Here is a 22,703-nt window from a genome sequence, read left to right on the forward strand (position 1 = left end):
ATTGTTTTATTAAAACATAAATTTTATGGCTTTTGATATTGAGATGATCAAAAAAGTGTATTCAAACACTGTAGAACGGGTAGACGCAGCTCGTGAAATTACAAGAAAACCGCTTACTTTAGCAGAAAAAATACTGTACAGTCACCTTTGGAATAGAGATTCTAAAAAGGCCTTTATTAGAGGAGAAGATTATGTAGATTTTGCTCCAGATAGAATTGCTTTGCAAGATGCAACTGCACAAATGGCGCTATTGCAATTTATGCAAGCTGGTAAAACTCAAGTTGCGGTTCCTACAACAACGCACTGTGATCACTTAATTCAAGCTAAAGACGGAGCAAGCACAGATTTACAATCTGCTTTAAATACAAGTAACGAAGTTTTTAATTTTTTAGAGTCTGTATCTAATAAGTATGGTTTAGGTTTTTGGAAACCAGGAGCAGGAATTATTCATCAAGTAGTTTTAGAAAACTATGCATTTCCTGGAGGTATGATGATTGGTACAGATTCTCACACGGTAAATGCTGGTGGTTTAGGTATGGTTGCTATTGGTGTTGGGGGTGCAGATGCAGTAGATGTGATGGCCGGAATGGCTTGGGAATTAAAGTTTCCCAAATTAATTGGAGTAAAGCTAACCGGTAAACTTTCTGGTTGGACGGCACCAAAAGATGTTATTTTAAAAGTGGCAGAAATTGTTTCAGCAAAAGGTGGAACAGGAGCAATTGTAGAATATTTTGGTGAAGGAGCAACTTCAATGTCTTGCACAGGTAAAGGGACCATTTGTAACATGGGTGCAGAAATAGGAGCAACCACATCAACATTTGGTTATGATGAGTCTATGGAACGTTATTTGCGCGCTACAGACAGAAGTGATGTTGCAGATGCTGCAAATAAAGTAAAAGACTACTTAACAGGAGATGCTGAAGTATATGCAAACCCAGAGGCATATTTTGATCAAGTTATTGAAATTAATTTATCAGAATTAAGCCCTTTATTAAACGGACCGTTTACGCCAGATTTATCTACTAAAGTTGGTGCTGATATGAGGGAGAAAGCGAATGCAAATGATTGGCCATTACAAGTTGAATGGGGATTGATTGGTTCTTGTACGAACTCTTCTTATGAAGATTTATCTAGAGCCTCATCAATTGCGCAACAAGCAATCGATAAAGGTTTAAAAATGAAATCGGAATTAGGAATTAATCCAGGTTCTGAAAAAGTAAGATATACTGCAGATAGAGATGGTATTTTAGGTGTTTTTGAAAAGTTAGATGCTAAAATATTTACAAATGCTTGTGGTCCCTGTATTGGGCAATGGGCAAGATATTCCGATCCAGCAAATGCACCAAAGAATTCTATAATCCATTCGTTTAATAGAAATTTTGCCAAACGTGCAGATGGAAACCCAAATACACACGCATTTGTGGCATCACCAGAAATTGTTGCAGCAGTGGCAATTGCTGGTCGACTAGATTTTAATCCAATGATGGATACGTTAATTAATGAGGATGGAGTAGAAGTAATGTTAGATGAACCAACAGGTTGGGAATTACCACCTAAAGGTTTTGAAGTTAAAGATGATGGTTATTTAGCGCCTCAAAAAGATGGAAGTCGTGTTGAAATTGTAGTAAATAAAGAGTCTGAAAGACTGCAATTGTTAGAGCCTTTCACACCATTAGGGAATACATTAAATGGTGTTAAACTACTAATTAAAGCCCACGGTAAATGTACTACAGACCATATTTCGATGGCTGGACCGTGGTTGCGTTTTAGAGGACATTTAGATAATATTTCTAACAACTGTTTAATTGGTGCGGTAAACGCTTTTGGTATGAAAACCAATTTTGTCAAAAATCAAATTACTGGAGATTTTGGAGGTGTACCAGATACCGCAAGAGTTTACAAAGCTGCAGGAATAAAAACAATTGTAATTGGAGATCATAATTATGGCGAGGGTTCTTCAAGAGAGCATGCAGCTATGGAGCCAAGACATCTCGGTGTTGCCGCTGTATTGGTGAAATCTTTTGCACGTATTCATGAAACCAATTTGAAAAAGCAAGGGATGTTAGGATTGACATTTGCCAATGAAGCGGATTACGATTTAATACAAGAAGACGATACCTTTAATTTTATAGATTTACATGAATTTGCGACTAACAAGCCCTTAATTTTAGAAGTTGTGCACGCAGACGGATCTAAAGACACTGTAGTTGCAAATCATACCTATAATTCCGGTCAGATTGAATGGTATAATGAAGGTTCAGCTTTAAATTTAATCAAAAAAGAAAACGCCTAAGAGAATAAGGGGTGTCAAAAAAACTTTCGAGAAAATTTGAGAGTTTTTTTGTTTTATAGCACATTTTTATGAATGTATTTAGTCAATTTTTAAGTCAGGTTTCAGCAATACCACTTGCCGTAATCGATGCTGCTATTCCATTGAACTTTTATGTTTCAATAGATATTTCAGAAAACAATAGCGCTGTACTAGATTTTAATATTGCGGACTCGGGAGCTTGGGAAAAATATATCAATTCGTATCTAAGTTTGCAAAATAGTCAGGTTGCACACGGTGGATATCTTGAAAAAAGAAACTTGTATGATCGCAGTGCTTATTTTAAAAATGTAGCAGAACACAATAAAAGAAATATTCATTTAGGAATTGATCTCTGGTGTGCTGCAAATACAAAAGTGTTAGCAGTGCTTACAGGAGAAGTTCACAGCTACAAAAACAATAAAAACCATGGCGATTACGGTCCTACGATTATTTTAAAGCACAGCATTGCAGAGAAAACTTTTTACTCTTTGTACGGGCATCTGTCTGAGGCATCTATTGCCACTATCAAAGTTGGGGATTTGTTTGTGCAAGGTAGTGTGCTTGGATTTTTAGGGGAGGCATCCGTCAATGGTGACTATGCGCCTCATTTACACTTTCAAATAATTAAAGATCTTGCAGATTATTTTGGAGATTATCCCGGAGTGTCTGCTTCCAGTGATCTTGAATTTTATCAACAGAATTGCCCAGATCCCAATGTATTATTAAAAATACGCTAAAAGTTTGCATCCTGACTTGCTAAAAGGAATCACAATTTCTTAAACAAAAGAGCAACAGTTTCTTTTTTTGAGAAATAGAATTATTCCAACACTTGGCAAATACTTTTGGTAAGGATGTCGCATCCTTTTATCAATTCATCGTCTGAAATCGTTAATGGAGGTGAAATTCTCATGGCCCGTCCCTCGAATAAGAGAAAAAAGAGAATAAGACCGTTGTCTATGCAAGCATGTATAATTTGGGCTGCTAGGGCAGGAGTGTTCACAAGAGCAGCAAGCATTAAGCCTTTTCCCCGAATCTCTTTAATTGCTGGATGTGTTAAATGTTTTCTAATAATTTGTTCTTTTCGGATACTTTCTGAAAGTAAATTTTGCGCTAAAATTTCTGTCACTGTCGCGAAACCTGCAGCAGCAATAACTGGGTTTCCTGCAAATGTAGAGATATGTCCTAATTTAGGGTTGTCTTGTAGCAATGCCATCATCGAGCGATTTGCAATAAATGCACCAATTGGCATTCCGCCACCAAGCCCTTTTCCTGTAATAATGATGTCAGGAATAACATTATAATTTTCAAATCCCCAGAAAGTTCCAGTTCTTCCAATCCCTGTTTGAATTTCATCAAGAATTAATAGGGCACCCATTTCCAAACATCTTTGTTTTACTTTTTGCAGAAAGTTGTCTCTAGGCTCAATAAAACCGGCCCCTCCTTGAATAGTTTCTAAAATTACAGCAGCTGTTTTTTCTGTAATTTGTTGCAGGCAAAAGTCACAATTAAAGGCGATGAAGCGAGTCCCTGGAATTAGAGGTCGGAATACTTGGTTTTGTTTTTCTACACCAGAAACGCTCATAGCGCCCATTGTATTTCCGTGATAGGAGTTTTTAGCAGCAATAATTTCAGCCCTATTGGTAACTCTTTTAGCAAGTTTTAAAGCACCTTCTGTAGCTTCTGTTCCCGAATTTGTAATATAAACAGAGTTTAAGGTTTCAGGAGAATTTTCAGCTAGTAACTTACACAAGTCTACCTGTGGTTTTTGTATAAACTCACCATATACCATCACATGCGCATAGCTATCTAATTGTTTTTTGATAGCTTCAGAAACTTTGGGATGATTGTGACCTAAACTGTTTGCAGAAACCCCTGCCACAAAGTCTAAATATACCTTTCCAGAAGTATCATATATATAACTTCCTTTGGCATGTGAAATTTCAATTGCCAGCGGATGTGGCGACGTTTGTGCCTGGTATTTAAAGAAATCATCTTTCATTGTGAACTTAAAGTTTTTTTTGTATTTCTTCAAGGTTATCTGTAAACAGTGCGTTGTTCTTTTTTTGCTCTTCCATCTCAGTAAGTTCTTCTACATTATTCTTTTTAAAGATATCCTCCTTTGTCTTTGGTTGTTCTTTAGCTCTCCAAATAAACCCCTTTAACTTCCGTTCTACTTCGGGAAATTGGGAAGGTGGGTGTGTTTTTCCATCTGAGGATTTCAAGTATTTCATGGAAATAATTTGACCATTTTCTAAAGTAAATTCAATATTGCTAGAAATCTCTTTGGTAATGGTTTCTATACTTCCTGTTTCTTCACTTCTATTGTAATATAGCGACTCGGCATTTCCCTTGACTAAAAGCAGTTCGAGTTTATTTGCTTTAAACTTACCAAACATGTCTCTTCCTTTGATTTGATTGTACTCTTGAATAGACAGGGAGTCTTTGGATACTATAAAAGCATTATTCAGCACTTTTAAAGAGTCTAATTGCTCAGTGATGGTGTCGGATATTAAGTGAATGGTGTCTCCTGTTATTTGGTTTCCATCTGACCATAAGACGGGGTTTATAAACATTTTTGTAATGCCAGACTGTTGATTGGTATGCAAAGAGTCGCATTTTCCCTGCAAGTCCGATTTAAAAATTTTTACGTTGTGATAAGACCGTACTATTCGTTTTTCCGGAATACCTGTTACTAACAGCGTATCTCCGTGAATAAAGGTAGAATCTTTTTTTACAATAGAAATAGCAACCGCTTTTTTGATAATAAAAAGTGAATCTTCTTTTTCAAATATTTCAGCATAATTTCCACGGATCACAAAGTTTTTTACGGTATCGATTATTTGAATTTTATTGGTGGCAGAGGCAAAACCTCTTTTTTTGTCATAGAACAAACTGTCGCCTTCAATGGTTCTCTCTTTTAAGAATAATTTTGCTTCTTTTACAAAATAAGAGATATCCGTTTTTGTATTGTAAAACCCTCGCTCACAATAAATTTTATTCTCATTTTGGGTATTGGTAATTGTAGAAGGTCCAAACAAATAAGTCAGACCTGTATTGGCATAATAGTCCAAATGATTTGATTCTAAATGGTGTTCTGGGTTAACAACCGTTACACGCGTAGTCGCTGTGAATTTTTTTGTTTCGAGATAATATTGTCCTTTTTTACTTTTTAATGTATTTGTTTTGTCCTTAATTGTTGCATAACTTTGGTAATACAACTTTTGGTTCAACCGATCGAATTGTAACGTATCTGAGGTTAAAGTTATTTCTGGATCTTTTAAAACTACGTTTCCCCAGGATAGCGACTGCTTGGCATTTGCATCGTAATCTAAATAATCACTAGTTTGTGTAATGGTATCTCCTTGGTTGACCACTACATTTTCTAAAGCTTTGAAAAAATTTTCTTTCTGGTAAAATAAGGCTTGTTTGCAAGTAAGCACAGCACCGGCGTGGATCATTTTAACATTCCCAATTAGCACAGTTGCTCCCGGATATTGGTCTTCATCTACATATTGCAGATCTGCAGAGTAAATCATTTTTTGAGTTTGTGTATGACTCAAAAAATGAAAGAGAAATAAAAGGAGTGTAATTAATTTTTTCAAGTGGTATTTTTCTACAAAAATACTGAAAAGATTAGCTCTTTACTATTAAAGAAAAGTAAAAATTAAAGATTGTTGTAATGAAAAAGCACCTTTTAGAATTCTAAAAGATGCTTTTATATCATGAGATAGCGGAGCGTTATCTTACAATGGTTTGTTTTCTATCTGGACCCACAGAAACAATCTTTACAGGTACGCCTGTTTCTTTTTCTATAAAAGCAACATAGTCGATAAGATTTTTTGGCAGCTGCTCTGCAGAAGTCATTTTTGTTAAGTCTTCATCCCATCCTTTGAATTCAGAGTAGTTTACAGAAACATTTTCTGGTTCAATATTGTAAGGAAAATGTGAAATTTCTTTTCCTTTATAGTTGTAAGAAGTACATATTTTTAAAGTATCAAATCCAGAAAGTACATCTCCTTTCATCATCATTAATTGGGTAACACCATTTACATCTACTGCATATTTAAGTGCGACCAAATCTAACCAACCACATCTTCTAGGTCTTCCAGTTGTTGCTCCAAATTCTTGCCCAACTTTTGCCATTTCTTTTCCGTCTTCATCAAATAATTCTGTAGGAAAAGGTCCAGAACCTACACGCGTTGTATAGGCTTTGAAGATTCCATATACCTCACCAATCTTATTTGGGGCTACACCTAAACCGGTACAAGCACCTGCGGCTGTCGTATTTGAAGATGTAACAAAAGGATATGTCCCAAAATCAATATCTAACAAGGAGCCTTGAGCACCCTCTGCTAAAATAGTCTTGTTTTGTTTAATAGCTTGGTTTAAAAATTCTTCACTATCAATAAATTGTAATGTCTTTAATTTTTCAATTCCTTTGTCAAATTCTGCCTCTAGTTCTTCTAAGTTATATTCGATTTTAATATTAAAATAGTCTAACATTCCCAAATGCTTTGCAGTCAAAGCATGGTATTTTTCTTTCCAGTTTTCTAGTTCTAAATCTCCAACCCGCATTCCGTTTCTTCCAGTCTTGTCCATATACGTTGGTCCAATTCCTTTTAAGGTAGAGCCTATTTTAGCTTTTCCTTTGGAGGTCTCAGAAGCTGCATCTAAGAGTCTATGGGTGGGTAAAATTAAATGTGCTTTTCTAGATATTAATAATTTAGTAGTATAATCTACTTTGTGTTTGTCTAAATTTTCTAATTCTTTTTTAAAGATTACGGGATCTATTACAACACCGTTACCTACTACATTTAATGCTGTTTTATGAAAAATTCCTGATGGAATAGTATGTAAAACGTGCTTGTGTCCATCAAAAATTAAGGTATGTCCGGCGTTTGGACCACCCTGAAAGCGTGCTATAATGTCATAATTCGTAGTTAAAACGTCTACAATTTTACCTTTTCCTTCGTCTCCCCATTGCAATCCGAGTAATAAATCTACCGCCATTAGTTGTGTAATTTGTATCCCAAATTTTTGGGAGTGTTGTTTAAGTTGTTTTGTTATTTAAGAGTGTTTCTTTTTTGTTCCATAAAAATAAAGCGAATGACTTTGAATGTCGATATCAAAAATTTCTTCAATCGTTTTTTTTATAACTTGGATTCTAGGATCACAAAATTCTTTTACTTCTCCAGAATCTGAAAAAATAACGTGATCATGATTTTTATCGAAGTAACTTTTTTCGTATCGCGCCATCGATTGTCCATCAAATTGGTGTTTTCGAACCAATCCACAGTGCAATAAAATCTCTATTGTGTTGTAAAGTGTTGCTCTACTGACCCTATAGTTCTTGTTTTTCATCTTGATATAGAGCGATTCTATATCAAAATGCTCGTCCGCATCATAAATCTCCTGGAGGATTGCATACCGCTCCGGAGTTTTTCTGTGCTTGTTTTCCTCTAAATATGAGGTAAATACTTTCTTTACTACTTCTTGATTTTCAAGAGAATTACTCATTTTCTTAAAATTTAATTAAAATCCAAATTTAATGTTATTTCTGATTAAACTCCTTTTTTTTTGAGATGTTATTTATAAACTATTAACACGGTCTACTTTTTTCACGCCATCGACTTTCCGAATACTTCTCATCAGTTTTTCTAACTGACCACTATTCTTGACACTAATGCTTATTTTACCGTCAAAAACCCCTTCATTTGCCGAAATATTAATACTGTTAATAAAGACTCCAATATTGCTAGAAACAATTTTGGTAAGACTGTTTATAATTCCGCTATTGTCGGCACCGCTGATGTGTAAAATCACTTTAAAATCTTGTTTCGTTGAATCAATCCATTTTGCTAGCATTATTCGATAAGCATAATTAGACTGTAATAAAATAGCGTTTGGGCAATTTTTTTTGTGAATTTTAATGCCTTCATTAATCGTTAAAAAAACAAATACTTTATCTCCTGTAATGGGATTGCAACATTTCGACAATTTATAATCTAGTTTTTCTTCTTCCTTTCCAAAAACCAGTGCATCATAGGTGCTTGTTACTTCGTCAGAATCAATGGGGTCTTTTGGAGTGGAAGGAGAGCGTCTTAATTTCGTTTTGAAGAAATTAAGGATGGTACTATTTCGCTGCGCTACATAGGCCTTTAATTTTGTGTTGTCAATGGCACCATTGCCTACTCTAAAAAATAAATCAAAACTTGTTCTTATTTTAAAAAAGCTGACAAGCTCATTGATTGTTTTTTCATTGAAAGGAATTTTTAAATGGCGTAATTTTCTCGTTAAAATAGCTTTTCCCTCCTCAGAAATTGTTTTTTCTTCGTCTTTCAGGGCGATTCTTATTTTTGTTTTTGCTCTCGCTGTAATTACAAAGTCCAACCATCGGGCATTTGGTTTGTTCTGGGCAGTGGTAATTACTTCTATCTGATCGCCACTTTTTAGAGTATGACTTAAAGGTACCAGCTTCCCGTTTACTTTTGCTCCCCGACATTTTAAGCCAACGTCTGTATGAATGGTAAATGCAAAATCTAAAGCAGAAGCATCTTTTGGCAGTGATTTTAATTCTCCTTTTGGCGTAAAAACATAAATTTCTTTAGAATATAAATTTAATTTAAATTCTTCTACAAAGTCAACAGCATTTAAACTCTGATTTTCTAAAGATTCTTTCAACCTGTTTAGCCATGATTCTAAGCCACTTTCATTGGTGTTTCCTTGTTTGTATTTAAAATGAGCTGCATAGCCTTTTTCTGCAATTTCATTCATTCTTGCAGAACGAATTTGGACTTCTACCCACTGGGCATCAGGTCCAACTACAGTAATATGCAACGCCTCATAACCTGTTGTTTTTGGTTGAGAAATCCAATCTCGCAACCGGGTAGGATTCGGCTTAAAATAGTCAGTTACAATCGTATATATTTTCCAAGCATCAAATTTGTCGTCATCGGCGGTAGGGGTGTAGATGATTCTAATAGCATACTTGTCATATACTTCTTCAAAAGTTACATTTTGTTTTCGCATTTTTCTGCGAATAGAATAGATGGATTTAAAACGCCCTATGATATCATAATTGAAATTTTCTTTGTCAAGACCTTTTTTTAACGTTTCTGCAAAGGTTTCTAAATATTTCTGTTGTTCTTGTTTGCTTTCTTTTATTTTGGTGACAATATCATTAAACACCTCTGGTTCTGTATATTTAAGGCCTAAATCTTCCAATTCAGTTTTAATATTATACAAACCCAATCGGTGTGCAAGGGGGGCATAGATGTATAAGGTTTCTGACGCAATTTTCACTTGTTTGTGCGTGGGCATTGCATCCATGGTTTGCATGTTGTGAAGTCTGTCTGCAATTTTAATTAAAATAACACGGACATCATCATTTAAAGTCAAGAGCATTTTTCTAAAATTCTCAGCTTGTATAGAAGCATCTTGTTCTTTGTTTAACCGAGATATTTTTGTCAGTCCTGTAACGATTCTTGCAATTGTTTCCCCAAACAATTGTTCCATATCATCTGTTGTGTATGCCGTATCTTCTACAACATCGTGCAGCAATGCCGCAGCAATAGAGGTAGCACCCAAACCAATTTCCATAGCCACAATTTTGGCTACTGCAATAGGATGGAAAATGTAAGGTTCACCAGTTTTTCTGCGTTGCTCAGAATGCGCATCCACAGCAATTTCAAAAGCTTTTCTAATCAATTTTTTATCTGCAACAGACAAAACTTCATAGGTCCCCTTTAGTAAGTCTTTGTATCTACTAGCAATTTCTTTATTTTCTTCCTCTACGGTCGCTGTGTATAACATAAATCAATCTAAAAATTTAAAATTTTTATTTATAGTGAAATTAAGAATAAGAATTTTAAAAACCAAGAATTTACTTTTCTAAATTTTAATTAAAATGTATGATAGCGTGCAATACAGTCTATCTGTAATTTAAAGTAGCAAGAAAATAGCAGTGGAGTTTTTACTCTTAATTTATAAATATTACCTCGTAATGTGATTTTAATCTCAGCAAAGGATGCGCTATTTTTATGCGCATCCTTTGCTGCGTTAATAATGCCTGCATTGTTTTTAAATGTTGCTCCTTTTACAGGATTAGCTGCTTTAAGATATTGTTTAAAATGGACCCATTTTTCACTGATTCTGCTGCCTAAAACAAGTAGGTTTGTGGTGCACACAACTTTTAAGTACTCGAATAAAGAATCAAATCGCATTGCCCATTCTTCAAATTTTAATTGCTCCTTTTTTACAGGTGAAAATTTCGGTGTGAAATTCAATAAGCTTGTCATTGCTGTGCAATATTTTTTCAATCTCTAAATTTGTAATTAAGCGACCGTTGTAAAAAAGTCCAGATCTAATTTCAGATTCAATCGTGATTGCAATCACAACACCTTTTTCTTTTTTAGCTACTCTTAAACTCATTTCTGCTAAGCCTGCTAAATCTGCATCATTACTTATGTAGAAGGTAGCTTGCCTTTTTTATGCAATAATTCGTCTCCTTTTACATGCAACTATTTTGTACTTAAATTACCAGAGTAGATGCACTGTACATTCACAATTGTGGTTGGAAAATTGTAGCCTACCGCTTTTTCTTATTCAAGATATGTTGCCATTTCGTGTATCGCTTTTGTGAAAGCATCTATAATTTCAGGTTTTGGTATGTCAACTCTAAATATTTGCGTAAAAAGTTCTCCTGTTTCCATGTTTATAGTAACTCCTTTTGATTGCAGAGCCTTCAATATCTATTTCTAACATTTTCATATTTACCTTTTAAATTCTCGTTGTCTTTTTGCTTCGAATAAAACGATTGCTGCGGCTACAGAGACATTCATAGAGTCTATTTCGCCTTGCATAGGTATGTTGATGTTCTGTGTTGCACGTTCTCTAAAAACAGCGGTTAAACCTGTGTCTTCCGTTCCCACTGCAATTGCAGAAGCTTCCGTATAATTTTCTTTGTGATATTCATTTGAATTTTGCAATGTAGTAGCATACAGGCGAATGTTATTTTCTGTCAAATAAGAAATAATTTCTTCAGAAGTTCCTACTGCAATTTGAGTGGTAAAAACACAACCGATACTTGCCCGAATAATATTGGGGTTGTACAAGTCGCTTTTCGGGTTTGCAATAAAAACAGCAGCTACATTAGCAGCATCGGCCGTTCTTAAAAGCGCACCAATATTTCCAGGTTTCTCAATGCCTTCAGCAACTAGAATTAAGGGGTTTTTAGTGACAAATTTAATGTGTTCTAACGAGAAGTCTTTCGCTTTTGTAACTGCAATAACGCCCTCAGTAGACGCTCGATATGCTAATTTTTGATATATTTCTTTTGAGATTTGAATTCTATTTACATTCTCGTTAAAAAGGTGTAGCACTTCTTTTTCGCAGATCAAATCATCAACATAGAGAACCGTATCAAAATTATAATTGGCCGCAACAGCGAGAGAGATTTCTCTCTTTCCTTCAATGATAAAAAGCCCTTTTTTTTTTCGTTCTCGAGATTTCTCTTGTAGCTTTAGAAGTTCTTTGATATAAGAATTGTGAATACTGGAAATTTCTTTCATTGGAGCAAAGATACCGAATTAACTGAGTTCTAAGAAAAGCCAAGCAAAACAAAATTCATTATATTTAACCTACACGTATTTTTAACTTGATATTTTTTGTGTTGGCTTTTTGAGTATAATACAGGTATTTTTTAAATCAGAGTACATCGAAAACAAAAAAAACCTGCATTATGCAGGTTTTTTTTACTTTTTGAGTATTACTTATATTTTTCGGCGTATCGCTTCCACAATTCTGTTTGATGGGTTTCTAAGCTAATAGCTCTTCCCTGAATAAAAGCATTTGTTAAAATGTTACCCCGCATTTCTAAAGCATCCCCTTCAGAAAGGAACAATGTAGCATCTTTACCAACTTCTAAGGAGCCCGCAAAGGAATCAATTCCTAGAATTTTAGCGGCATTCAATGTAATTAACTGTAAAGCAACTTCTTTGTCCAAACCAAAAGCAGCAAAAGTACCTGCATAAAAAGGAAGATTTCTGGCGTTCATGCGTTCCATTTGCCCTTCCATTCCGATACTTACAAGAATTCCTTTGTCGATTAATGTATTGGCTATTGTATAGGTAGCGTCATAAGAATCGTCTTCATTGTTCGGGTTTCTGTGAGGTCTCTCCAAAATAACCGAAACATTGTATTTTACTAATAAATCTGCTACTTTATCTGCCTGCTCTCCATTTACAATGGTCAGCTTTTCAATACCTAATTCCTTAGAAATCGTAATTGCATCTGTAATTTCTTTTTGTCCACTTACATGAATGAAAAATCGTTTGGAACCATCGAACAAACCAGCAGTGGCCTGATAAGGAAGATGTGTTTTTATTTTATTACTTGCCAAATAATTGGTTGCATTCGTAAAATAGTCTTTTATCTTATCAATGTTTTCAATATATTTTGGATCGGGCTTTAAAGCAGGATCTTCACCTAGCCACCATTTTCCTGATGTAAAACTAGTAGGCCAATTGAGGTGAATACCATCATCTGTTTTGATCGCAGCATCTTCCCAATTCCACGCATCTAACTGAACAACAGAAGAAGTTCCAGAAACGGTGCCACCTCTTGGAGTTACTTGTGCCATTAAGACACCATTTGGCCTCATAGATTCAATAACTTTACTTTCTGCATTGTATGCAATTAAACTTCTAATATGCGGATTCATAGCACCAATTTCATCCTGGTCGTCACTTGCACTTACCGCATCGATTTCTACCAAACCTAATGTAGTATTTGCGGCAATAAAACCAGGATATAGCTGTTTTCCTGTGGCATTTATGACCGTTCCTAATCTTGCTGTTTTTACCGTTGCGCTTCCAATAAAAGTAATTTTACCATCACGAAACATGAGTAAAGAATTTTCTATGACTTCTCCATTTCCGATGTGTGCAGTTGCACCCTCTATCGAGAATGCGGTCGTTTGTTTGTTTGCGGGTGTTTGTTGTGCGATACTATTCCCTACAAAGAAGAAAAATAGTAAACTAGATATTATTTTTTTCATTATTTTTAGTTTAAGAGTGCTTCTAAAGTGTCACAGTGAAAATTAATATCACCTCTTTTTACAGGTGCTTTTGTCTTTCCGCCTTTCATTTTTTCATTTAGCATCAGGGTAATCAATTTACTTTTTTCTTGCTTGATCGCCTCTCGCTTTTTTAGGTCTTCATCTCTATCAAAGAAAATTTTACCGTCTACAATGGTCTTTTCTACTTTTGCGTAGATCGACATTGGATGATGGCTCCATAAAACGACATCCGCATCTTTTCCTTCTTTAATACTTCCTACTTTATCATCGATGTGTAAGAGTTTTGCAGGATTTATAGTAACCATTTTCCAAGCTTCTAATTCAGTCATACCGCCGTATTTGATGGTTTTTGCTGCTTCTTGATTTAAACGTCTCGACATTTCCCGGTCATCTGAATTTATTGCTACGGTTACCCCAGCATTGTGCATAATTGCAGCATTATATGGAATCGCATCATTTACTTCGTATTTGTATGCCCACCAATCTGAAAAGGTAGAACCTCCAACACCGTGTTTTGCCATTTTATCAGCAACCTTATAACCTTCTAAAATATGTGTAAATGTGTTGATTCTAAAGTTGAATTTTTCAGCAACTTTTAACAGCATATTTATTTCTGACTGAACATAAGAATGACAAGAAATAAAACGTTCTCCATTTAAAATTTCAACCAAGGTTTCCATCTCGTCATCTTTTCTATAAGGTTTGCCACTTTTCTTTAAAACTTCGTATTCTTGAGCTCTTGTAAAGTAATCTGTAAAAACTTGTTCAACACCCATTCGTGTCTGCGGAAAACGAGTTCCATTCGCACTTCTTGATTGTTTTACATTTTCACCCAAGGCGAATTTTATAAATTTTGGAGAACTGTCGTACATCATATTCTCTGCACTTTCTCCCCATTTAAGTTTGATGATTGCAGACCGACCTCCAATTGGGTTTGCAGAACCATGTAAAATTTGAGCTGAAGTAGTTCCACCAGAAAGGTTTCTATAAATATTGATGTCATTTGGATCTATGACATCTTCCATTGTCACTTCAGCAGACGAATTTTGTGCTCCTTCATTAATTGCCGAAGCAGCAATATGAGAGTGTTCATCAACAATACCAGCAGTTAAATGTTTTCCCGTTCCGTCAATTTCTGTGGCTCTTCGGTCTTTTAAATTGCTGCCAATTTCCACAATTTTACCCTCTTTTAATAATACATCTGTGTTTTCTAAAATTCCAACAGCTTCACTCGTCCAAACAGTTACGTTTTTAATTAAAATAGTCTCCGTTTCTGGGATTTTATAATTTCCAAAACCGAGGTTGGGATAGGTTACAGGAAGTACAACTATAGCCGTTTCTTTTTCAGTTTTTTTATTCTTTTCTTCTTTTTTACTTTTCTTTTTTACTTGTACACTAGCAGACCAAGAAGTTTCATTTCCTTGGGTATCAAAAGCGGTGCCTTGCATGACATTAGAAGCGTTGATAATTTTACCCAACATTCTAGTGTATACTTTGTCTTCATTTAAAGTTATAGAAATCCAATCTTCTTTATACGAAAATTTAGATTCTACTTTTTTATCACCAATTTTGACAGCAGCACTTTGTTTTTTGGCTTTCCCAGAAACGATTAATTCATAATTTTTATCATTTACAGACAACATGTAATTTCCGTTAATATCTTTAATATACATATCATTTACTACATTCTTATTGCCTTGTACCCAGTTTTCGTAAAGAATAGTTTCAGCATCAAAAATATCTCCAGAGGTAATAATAAAGTTAGCATAACTTCCTTTGTTTAAGTTTCCAATAGCATTGTTTCCAATAATAGTTGCCGGAATGGTTGTTAAAGATGCCAGAGCTTTCTCTTTGTCAAAACCATATTTTATGGCCTTCTGTAAGTTTTTATGAAAAGACTTTACAGATTTTAAAGAGCGTGTAGTCAAAGCAAAATTAACTCCACTTTCAGCTAATACTTTTAAATTAGAGGGCTCCTGATTCCATTTACGCATGTCTCTTAAAGAGATTTGCTGCGCCAATAATGGATCCGAAACATCATAAGCATCGCTGAAGTTTATAGGAATAATAAAATTGGCATTGGTTCCTACAATTTCACTAATTCTTTCAAACTCGTCTCCAGAACCAACAATTGTGTATTGAATTCCAAATTCATCTCCAATTTTATCTGCTCTTAAGGCATCTAATAAATTCCCTGTTTCAAAAATTTGAACTAAATTTTTATTGCCGTTTAAGGCCTCTAAAGCCAAATCTTTATTTTTTATATTGCCTTGAGCATACCAAGAAGCATCGTTATATGTTTGTCTTAACAATGCCATTGCACCCATTCTAGAGCTAGGATACGCTTGTTGAGACAGGGCACTTTTAGAAAAGGACAAATACTGTGCAGATCTGGTGTCTAAAACTCGGTACGCATTTGAAGAATTTGGGTCTAACGCAATTAACAATCCATTTCCACGAATAATTCCATCTTGTAAGTGCGTGTTTACGACACCAAAACCTTCATTTAAAAGTGCTTTCGCTTTTTTTGTGTCGAACGAAAATTCTTTGACGGGATTGATGTCTGGACGAATGTGATCATTCCAGTAATATCCTTCTCTAGAAGCAGCATATTGCGCAGATCGAGAACGATTAACTACTCTTTTTGGTTTTTTAATTCCAAAATCTGAGTACAAATCTATAAAACTTGGATAAATTGTTTTTCCAGTCAGGTTGATTTTTTTTGCGCCCTTAGGAATTGTAACATTTTTTCCAACTTCAAGAATTTTTCCATTTTGGAATAGTAAAGTTCCCTTTTTAATGATTTTTGTTGGGTTTACATAAATAGTAGCATTTGTGAGCGCTACTAAGTTGTTTTCTGTAGTTTTTACTCCGGAATCTGTTGGGAAATAATCTTGCGAGTGCAAAGAAAAGGTCAACAGAAATGAGCAAAGTAAGAGTAGTTTTCTCATAGTTGTCATAACAAAGATTAAATTTTTATGGCCTAAATTTAATTAGATCCAATTTGTAAATTGTTAAAAGAAATTAGTTTAACAAAATTTTAAGAAAGCGAGTGGCCTTCTAAAGTTGCAAAATACCTGATCAATAAATCGACTACATAATTATAAGAAGCAATGCCTTTATCTTGTTTATTTGCTTTTAAATAGGCATTGTATCCTTTTTTTACCAGCGGTTCAAATGGATTGTCATAAGCTTTCCAAAACTCATAAGTTGTGTTAAAATCTTTTATAATTCCTCTGTTTAATGTTTGATAAAGTTCTTGGGACAAATTACGGTCTCGTTTTCTAAGTTCTGAAACACAATATAAAAAAGCCATTCGATAGCTCGCATAGGAAAAATAAATATTGTCATTATAATTTGCCGCTAAAAAGCCAATAAAATTTGCTTCATTTTCAGCTGCAAACCCTATTTGATGTGCCATCTCGTGACAAACTGTGGTTGGATAGCCTGTTTTTGGAATTTTAGCATTTACCTGTGCTTCGCCTGTTAAAGGATTCAGGTATCCTCCTGTTCCGTTATACGTCTGTAAGACGCTCATTAAAGAACTTTTTATAGATTTATATTTGTATTGAAATTGTGGAAAATCTTCCGCCAGATGTGCATAGCCTAAAATTGCCATATCATACATTTCCTCCGGAGAAAAGTTGTTTTCAACTTGTAAGGTATCGTTTTTGGTGATTTTAAATTGAGCATCATTTAATTTTGTGATGATGGTTTCCGTTACTTTTTGAAGTTGTGCTGTAGAATATTCTCCGTGTGGATAGTTTAAGTTTTCAGCAATGGGTTGCCGATAATAATTCAAACCCCAAAAAAGATAAAAACAAAAATAAAGGCCTGATAAAACAGCTGTAAAATGGACGACCTTTGAGATGAAATTGCGAAATCTACTGGCAATCAACCGAATGATAAATCGGAGAAAAAGAAAGAGTAAAAAACCGATTAAAAGATCACCAAATGAAAAGGGAAGCCAGCCAAAAATAATTCTTAAAAAAGATGAAATTATGGGATAGATTCCACTTGAATAATACTGTTCTATAAAGGCAGGATTTTTAGAGGCCAGTTGCACTAATAGCACTTGAATGGGCAAGCAAAGGGCTATGATAAGTTGTTTTCTTTCTTTTTTCATTGGTATAAAAATAACCTATTAAAAGAGAAGTTGACTGGTTGTTAACAAGATAATAACAATTTAGTAGACAAATATTGTTTACAAATTTTAGTGCAATTTTAGAGATGAGAACCAAGTAAAAAAGTACCTTTACCAACATGGAGAAGACGAGTGTAAACCCAGTAAAAAAAACCGATAAAAGCAGAATTATTAGTCTTGAAAAAGGTAAGATTCCACCGCAGGCAGTAGAGCTTGAGGAGGCGGTGTTGGGTGCCATGATGATTGATAAAAAAGGAATTGATGACGTTATTGATGTTTTAAGTCCAGATGCTTTTTATGACCAAAAACACAACGAAGTATATGCTGCTATTTACGAATTATTTCAGAATTCAGAACCGATAGATCTTTTAACAGTATCGAATCTGTTAAAAAAGAAAGGGAAATTAGACTTTGTTGGTGGTGATTTGTATTTGATTCGATTGACACAAAAAGTAGCTTCTTCCGCCCATATTGAATTTCATGCAAGAATTATATTACAAAAATACATTCAGCGCAAATTAATTTCTATTTCAAGTGAAATTATTGAAAACGCGTATGATGACGGTACCGACGTTTTTGAGTTGTTAGATGATGCCGAAGCCAAGCTATTTGAAGTTACCCAAGGAAATTTAAAAAAGAGTTCTGAAGATGCAGGTTCTCTTGTAAAGCAGGCTTTGGCCAAAATTCAAGAAATAGGAAATTCTGAGGGCATGTCTGGATTAGAGACTGGTTTTACCAAGTTAGATGCGCTAACTTCTGGATGGCAGCCCTCCGATTTAGTTATTATTGCAGCGCGTCCCGGTATGGGAAAAACAGCGTTTGTAATATCGATGGCGAAAAACATGGCAATTGATTTTGGTCATGGGGTTGCTGTTTTCTCATTAGAGATGTCTTCTGTACAGCTTATTACTCGGATGATTTCTTCTGAGACTGGCTTGACTTCAGAAAAATTACGAAAAGGAAATTTAGAACCACATGAATGGGAGCAATTGAATGTAAAGGTTAAGAAATTATCTGACGCGCCTATTTTTATTGACGATACGCCATCACTTTCAGTATTTGATTTGCGTGCAAAAGCGCGGAGATTGGTGTCCCAACACGGTGTTAAAATTATTGTAATTGATTATTTGCAGTTAATGACGGCAGGTGGGAAGTCAGGAGGAAATCGGGAACAAGAAATTTCGATGATTTCGAGAAACTTGAAAGCATTGGCCAAAGAGCTAGAGGTTCCTGTAATTGCACTTTCTCAATTATCGCGTGCAGTAGAAACGCGTGGAGGGAGTAAAAGACCGCTGTTGTCTGATTTACGTGAATCTGGAGCCATTGAGCAGGATGCTGATATTGTTTCTTTTATTTTCCGTCCAGAGTATTATGGAATGACAGAATGGGATGACGACGAACACACACCATGTGAAGGGCAAGGAGAATTTATTGTTGCAAAACACAGAAATGGTGGTTTGGAGAATATTCGCTTGAAATTTACGGGACACCTAGCAAAATTCTCAGATTTGGATGAAGGTTTTAGCTCAGAATTTCAATCCGCAATGAATACAGATTTTCCCGATGATGTTTTTCCAGACCAAAGAATTGAACCGAAAGACGCATTTGGCAGTGATGATGTTCCCTTTTAAATAGTTAGAAAGTCATAAAATTTTACAAATACACAATTGCTTCATTGCAATTGTGTATTTTCGTTTATGATAAATACAGTTCTATTTTTCGTTTCTTAAAAGAGCGAATTTGAATCAAATTTTTAAAATACAATCCATTTATGAAGCATCTGTTAATTTTTTCATTATTTATTTTAGGTTTTCAAAATATATCCGCACAAGAACAAAAGATAGCCTTTCAACCTTTAGACGTATTTTCTTTAGAATGGGCTTCAGATCCTCAAATTTCTCCAGATGCATCCCAAATCATATATAGAAGAAACGGATTTGATATTATGAAAGATACCTCTAGAGGGAATCTTTGGATTATCAATTCAGATGGCTCTTCAAATAGGAAATTAACCTCAAGAGAAGTAAATGAATCACAAGCAAAATGGTCGCCAAGTGGAGATCGAATTGCATTTGTAAGTGGGACTAAAGAGGGATCGGAAGTTTATATGTACTGGGTTCAAACAGGTCAAATCGCAAAACTATCGCAATTAGAAATGGCACCAGGGAATCTTTCTTGGTCTCCCGACGGAACGCAGATTGCTTTTACAATGTTTGTAGCAAAAAAGTCTCCAGTAATCGTAAAAATGCCAGCAAAACCCAAAGGAGCATCCTGGGCAAAAGCGGCAAGAATAACAGACAGATTAAAACATGAAGCAGATGGTAGCGGTTACATGCAACCAGGTTTTACGCATCTTTTTATACTGCCTGCAGAAGGAGGTACTCCAAGACAAATAACGAGTGATGATTATAACCATAGCGGAAGTTTGTCCTTTTCTCCCAACGGAAAGGAAATCTACTTTTCAGCAAATAGAGTGGAAGATTGGGAGTATGATTTTAGAAATAGTGAGGTTTATAAAGTAGACATAAATAGTAGAATTATAACCGTTCTGACTTCACAAAACGGACCTGATTATGCACCAAAAGTTTCCCCTAATGGAAAACTCATAGCGTTTTTAGGGTTTGAAGATAAAGTACAAGCCCACCAGAATACATTATTATATATAATGAATTTAGACGGAAGTAATCGCAAAGTGGTTTCTGGAAATTTTGACAATAGTATTTCAAATATTTCTTGGGATAGCTCAGGAAAAGGTTTGTATTGCACCTATGATGAAAAAGGGAACTCTAAGGTCGCGCATATTTCTACGAACGGAAAATTAATGAAATTAGCAGACAATTTAGGGGGAACAACAATAGGACGGCCTTACGCTTCAGGATCTTATACTGTTGCTGATAATGGTACTATAGTGTACACACAATCCCGACCAGAATATCCCGCAGAACTTGCCGTCATTCAAAATAAAAAAGGACCCCATCAAATTACGCATTTAAATCAAGATGTTTTAAGACATCGGAAACTGGGACAAACGGAAGAAGTATGGTACAATTCTTCTTATGATGAAAGAAGCATTCAAGGTTGGATTGTAAAACCCCCTTTTTATGATGCATCAAAAAAATATCCTTTGTTAGTAGAAAACCACGGCGGTCCAATTCTAAATTATGGAGATCGGTTTACCGCAGAAATTCAGTTGTATGCTGCAGATGGTTATGTGGTGTTTTATCCAAATCCAAGAGGAAGCACAAGTTATGGGGAGGAATTTGCCAACTTATTATATCACAATTACCCGGGACAAGATTATAATGATGTAATAGACGGGGTAGATTATTTGGTTAAAAAAGGAATTGTAGATTCCGAAAAATTATTTGTTACTGGAGGAAGTGCAGGAGGAATTATGACGGCATGGGTGATTGGAAAAAATAAGCGATTTAAAGCGGCTGTGGTTGTTAAGCCAGTTATGAATTGGATTAGTAAAACTTTAGTTGCAGACAATTACTATGGATATGCGAATTCACGACTTCCGGGACAGCCTTGGGAGAATTTTGAAACCTACTGGAAGTTCTCTCCATTGTCTTTAGTTGGTAATATAGAAACCCCAACAATGGTGATGGTGGGAATGAATGATTTACGCACACCTCCAAGTGAAGCAAAACAATTATACCACGCTTTAAAGTTGCGGAAAATTGAGACGGTGTTGGTAGAGATACCTGGAGCGTCTCATGGGATTGCTCGAAAACCTAGTAATTTAATTAGCAAGGTGGCACATACGTTGGCTTGGTTTAAAAAGTACAATAATGAAGAAAATAAATAGATAATTAGACATTGAAAAAACTCCTTACAATACTTGCTTTTTTACTGTTGTCAAACACTGTTTGGGCATCCTTTATCTACGTTCCAATGAGCAGCGACAATCAGAACAACCATTTAAAGGCATATGGTATTGTTTATTTTTCTTTAGAGGCAGGTTTAAAATCAAAATGGCTTTTAAACTTTGATGGCGGCGCATTTTTAATAGAAAATAATAAAATTATTTCAAACGAATGTAAAGTTCGCGGAGTTTCCTATTTGGTGATTTCAGATGCAAAGGCACAGTTGATATTAGAAGAAATTGCAGCACCAGCTTCCAATCAAGATGCAGTAACTTTAGAAAAAGCACCCAAAATAGCTGTGTATTCTCCAAAAGATAAAATGCCTTGGGATGACGCTGTTACCATGGTCTTGACCTATGCTGAAATTCCTTTTGATGTTGTTTACGACACGGAAGTGCTTGCAGATAAGTTGTTAATTTACGAGTGGTTGCATTTACATCACGAAGATTTTACAGGACAGTATGGTCGATTTTACGGTTCTTTTAGAACCACTCCTTGGTATATTGAAGCAAAGCAAAGAGCAGAAAAATTAGCAAAGACGTTGGGATTTTCTAAAGTTTCACAAGAGAAATTAGCGGTTGCTAAGAAGATCAGAGATTATGTTGTTGGTGGAGGCTTTATGTTTGCGATGTGCTCGGCAACAGACAGTTTTGATATTGCACTGTCTGCAGAAGGTGTGGATATTGCAGAAGCAATGTTCGATGGAGATGGTTCTTCGATAGCGTATCAATCTCAAATAAACTATAACAAAACGTTTGCGTTTAAAAACTACCAGTTAATTAGAAATCCGAAAACATATGAATTCTCATCTATAGACATGACGAGGAAGCGCAAAATTCCAAAAACATCAGACTATTTTTCTCTGATTGCATTTTCAGCAAAATGGGATCCAGTACCAACAATGTTGACACAAAATCATACTACTTTAGTGAAAGGATTTATGGGGCAGACAACCTCTTTTGATAGGAGCACAGTGAAAAGTAATGTATTGGTTTTGGGAGAAAACAGTGTAAATAGAGAGGCACGTTATATTCACGGAACTCTTGGAAAAGGAATGTTTACTTTTTACGGTGGACATGATCCTGAAGATTATACCCATCAAATTGGAGATCCTAAAACAGAATTAGATTTGCATCCAACATCGCCAGGATATCGCTTAATTTTAAACAATGTCCTATTTCCTGCAGCAAAGAAAAAAAAGCAAAAAACTTAATTTTTTACGCTGTTGTAATTATTTCAATAGCCCATTTTATTTCAATTGTTAATAACCCTAATTTTTGAGTATAATTAATCTTGTAGATT

General features: G+C 35.2%; 15 protein-coding genes. 5 read left to right on the plus strand and 10 right to left on the minus strand.

Features of this window, described 5'->3' with window-relative positions; genetic code table 11:
• Positions 1 to 25 precede the first annotated feature (25 nt).
• On the plus strand, positions 26 to 2,293 hold the full coding sequence (locus PI23P_RS09165) for an aconitate hydratase (protein ID WP_004570538.1): 2,268 nt from the start codon (positions 26 to 28) through the stop codon (positions 2,291 to 2,293).
• A 68-nt stretch (positions 2,294 to 2,361) separates the two neighbouring features.
• Positions 2,362 to 3,048, plus strand: coding sequence for a peptidoglycan DD-metalloendopeptidase family protein (locus PI23P_RS09170; RefSeq protein ID WP_004570539.1), 687 nt, complete (start codon positions 2,362 to 2,364; stop codon positions 3,046 to 3,048).
• Positions 3,049 to 3,128: 80 nt separating this feature from the next.
• Here the strand turns inward: PI23P_RS09170 and PI23P_RS09175 are convergent, their stop codons facing one another.
• The 10 genes from PI23P_RS09175 to PI23P_RS09225 form a co-directional block, all read right to left on the minus strand.
• Positions 3,129 to 4,310, minus strand: a complete 1,182-nt coding sequence (locus PI23P_RS09175; RefSeq protein WP_202899946.1) for an aspartate aminotransferase family protein — start codon at positions 4,308 to 4,310, stop codon at positions 3,129 to 3,131.
• Positions 4,311 to 4,317: 7 nt separating this feature from the next.
• The gene (locus tag PI23P_RS09180; RefSeq protein WP_004570541.1) at positions 4,318 to 5,847 is read right to left on the minus strand and encodes an OstA-like protein; all 1,530 of its coding nucleotides are present in this window, start codon (positions 5,845 to 5,847) and stop codon (positions 4,318 to 4,320) included.
• Between the two features lie 202 nt (positions 5,848 to 6,049).
• A complete protein-coding gene (locus PI23P_RS09185; protein WP_004570542.1) occupies positions 6,050 to 7,321 on the minus strand; it encodes an adenylosuccinate synthase in 1,272 nt (423 codons plus the stop codon).
• A gap of 57 nt (positions 7,322 to 7,378) precedes the next feature.
• Positions 7,379 to 7,828: a Fur family transcriptional regulator gene (locus PI23P_RS09190; protein WP_004570543.1), complete on the minus strand. Its 450-nt coding sequence runs from the start codon at positions 7,826 to 7,828 to the stop codon at positions 7,379 to 7,381.
• 72 nt (positions 7,829 to 7,900) lie between these two features.
• The gene (locus PI23P_RS09195; protein WP_004570544.1) at positions 7,901 to 10,123 is read right to left on the minus strand and encodes a RelA/SpoT family protein; all 2,223 of its coding nucleotides are present in this window, start codon (positions 10,121 to 10,123) and stop codon (positions 7,901 to 7,903) included.
• A 420-nt stretch (positions 10,124 to 10,543) separates the two neighbouring features.
• The gene (locus tag PI23P_RS09205; RefSeq protein ID WP_004570546.1) at positions 10,544 to 10,741 is read right to left on the minus strand and encodes a hypothetical protein; all 198 of its coding nucleotides are present in this window, start codon (positions 10,739 to 10,741) and stop codon (positions 10,544 to 10,546) included.
• Between the two features lie 341 nt (positions 10,742 to 11,082).
• The gene (locus tag PI23P_RS09210; protein ID WP_004570548.1) at positions 11,083 to 11,880 is read right to left on the minus strand and encodes a TrmH family RNA methyltransferase; all 798 of its coding nucleotides are present in this window, start codon (positions 11,878 to 11,880) and stop codon (positions 11,083 to 11,085) included.
• Between the two features lie 197 nt (positions 11,881 to 12,077).
• The gene (locus tag PI23P_RS09215; RefSeq protein ID WP_004570549.1) at positions 12,078 to 13,367 is read right to left on the minus strand and encodes an amidohydrolase family protein; all 1,290 of its coding nucleotides are present in this window, start codon (positions 13,365 to 13,367) and stop codon (positions 12,078 to 12,080) included.
• 5 nt (positions 13,368 to 13,372) lie between these two features.
• Positions 13,373 to 16,339 (minus strand): amidohydrolase family protein, encoded by a 2,967-nt coding sequence (locus PI23P_RS09220; RefSeq protein WP_026288370.1) that lies wholly within the window; start codon positions 16,337 to 16,339, stop codon positions 13,373 to 13,375.
• An 89-nt stretch (positions 16,340 to 16,428) separates the two neighbouring features.
• The gene (locus PI23P_RS09225) at positions 16,429 to 17,514 is read right to left on the minus strand and encodes a DUF3810 domain-containing protein (protein ID WP_004570551.1); all 1,086 of its coding nucleotides are present in this window, start codon (positions 17,512 to 17,514) and stop codon (positions 16,429 to 16,431) included.
• A gap of 137 nt (positions 17,515 to 17,651) precedes the next feature.
• Between PI23P_RS09225 and dnaB the strand changes: the two genes are divergently transcribed.
• The 3 genes from dnaB (at position 17,652) to PI23P_RS09240 (ending at position 22,614) form a co-directional block, all read left to right on the plus strand.
• Complete coding sequence (dnaB, locus tag PI23P_RS09230; RefSeq protein WP_004570552.1) at positions 17,652 to 19,163, plus strand: replicative DNA helicase; 1,512 nt, start codon at positions 17,652 to 17,654, stop codon at positions 19,161 to 19,163.
• A gap of 140 nt (positions 19,164 to 19,303) precedes the next feature.
• Positions 19,304 to 21,343 (plus strand): alpha/beta hydrolase family protein, encoded by a 2,040-nt coding sequence (locus tag PI23P_RS09235; RefSeq protein WP_004570553.1) that lies wholly within the window; start codon positions 19,304 to 19,306, stop codon positions 21,341 to 21,343.
• 86 nt (positions 21,344 to 21,429) lie between these two features.
• Positions 21,430 to 22,614, plus strand: a complete 1,185-nt coding sequence (locus PI23P_RS09240; RefSeq protein WP_004570554.1) for a hypothetical protein — start codon at positions 21,430 to 21,432, stop codon at positions 22,612 to 22,614.
• Positions 22,615 to 22,703 lie beyond the last annotated feature (89 nt).

The organism is Polaribacter irgensii 23-P, from assembly GCF_000153225.1.
Taxonomy (GTDB): domain Bacteria; phylum Bacteroidota; class Bacteroidia; order Flavobacteriales; family Flavobacteriaceae; genus Polaribacter; species Polaribacter irgensii.

Coding starts and splice junctions, on each gene's coding strand:
- PI23P_RS09165 (WP_004570538.1), top strand. CDS start 26: ATGGCTTTTGATATTGAGATGATCAAAAAAGTGTATTCAAACACTGTA.
- PI23P_RS09170 (WP_004570539.1), top strand. CDS start 2,362: ATGAATGTATTTAGTCAATTTTTAAGTCAGGTTTCAGCAATACCACTT.
- PI23P_RS09175 (WP_202899946.1), bottom strand. CDS start 4,310: ATGAAAGATGATTTCTTTAAATACCAGGCACAAACGTCGCCACATCCG.
- PI23P_RS09180 (WP_004570541.1), bottom strand. CDS start 5,847: ATGATTTACTCTGCAGATCTGCAATATGTAGATGAAGACCAATATCCG.
- PI23P_RS09185 (WP_004570542.1), bottom strand. CDS start 7,321: ATGGCGGTAGATTTATTACTCGGATTGCAATGGGGAGACGAAGGAAAA.
- PI23P_RS09190 (WP_004570543.1), bottom strand. CDS start 7,828: ATGAGTAATTCTCTTGAAAATCAAGAAGTAGTAAAGAAAGTATTTACC.
- PI23P_RS09195 (WP_004570544.1), bottom strand. CDS start 10,123: ATGTTATACACAGCGACCGTAGAGGAAGAAAATAAAGAAATTGCTAGT.
- PI23P_RS09205 (WP_004570546.1), bottom strand. CDS start 10,741: ATGAGTTTAAGAGTAGCTAAAAAAGAAAAAGGTGTTGTGATTGCAATC.
- PI23P_RS09210 (WP_004570548.1), bottom strand. CDS start 11,880: ATGAAAGAAATTTCCAGTATTCACAATTCTTATATCAAAGAACTTCTA.
- PI23P_RS09215 (WP_004570549.1), bottom strand. CDS start 13,367: ATGAAAAAAATAATATCTAGTTTACTATTTTTCTTCTTTGTAGGGAAT.
- PI23P_RS09220 (WP_026288370.1), bottom strand. CDS start 16,339: ATGAGAAAACTACTCTTACTTTGCTCATTTCTGTTGACCTTTTCTTTG.
- PI23P_RS09225 (WP_004570551.1), bottom strand. CDS start 17,514: ATGAAAAAAGAAAGAAAACAACTTATCATAGCCCTTTGCTTGCCCATT.
- dnaB (WP_004570552.1), top strand. CDS start 17,652: ATGGAGAAGACGAGTGTAAACCCAGTAAAAAAAACCGATAAAAGCAGA.
- PI23P_RS09235 (WP_004570553.1), top strand. CDS start 19,304: ATGAAGCATCTGTTAATTTTTTCATTATTTATTTTAGGTTTTCAAAAT.
- PI23P_RS09240 (WP_004570554.1), top strand. CDS start 21,430: ATGAGCAGCGACAATCAGAACAACCATTTAAAGGCATATGGTATTGTT.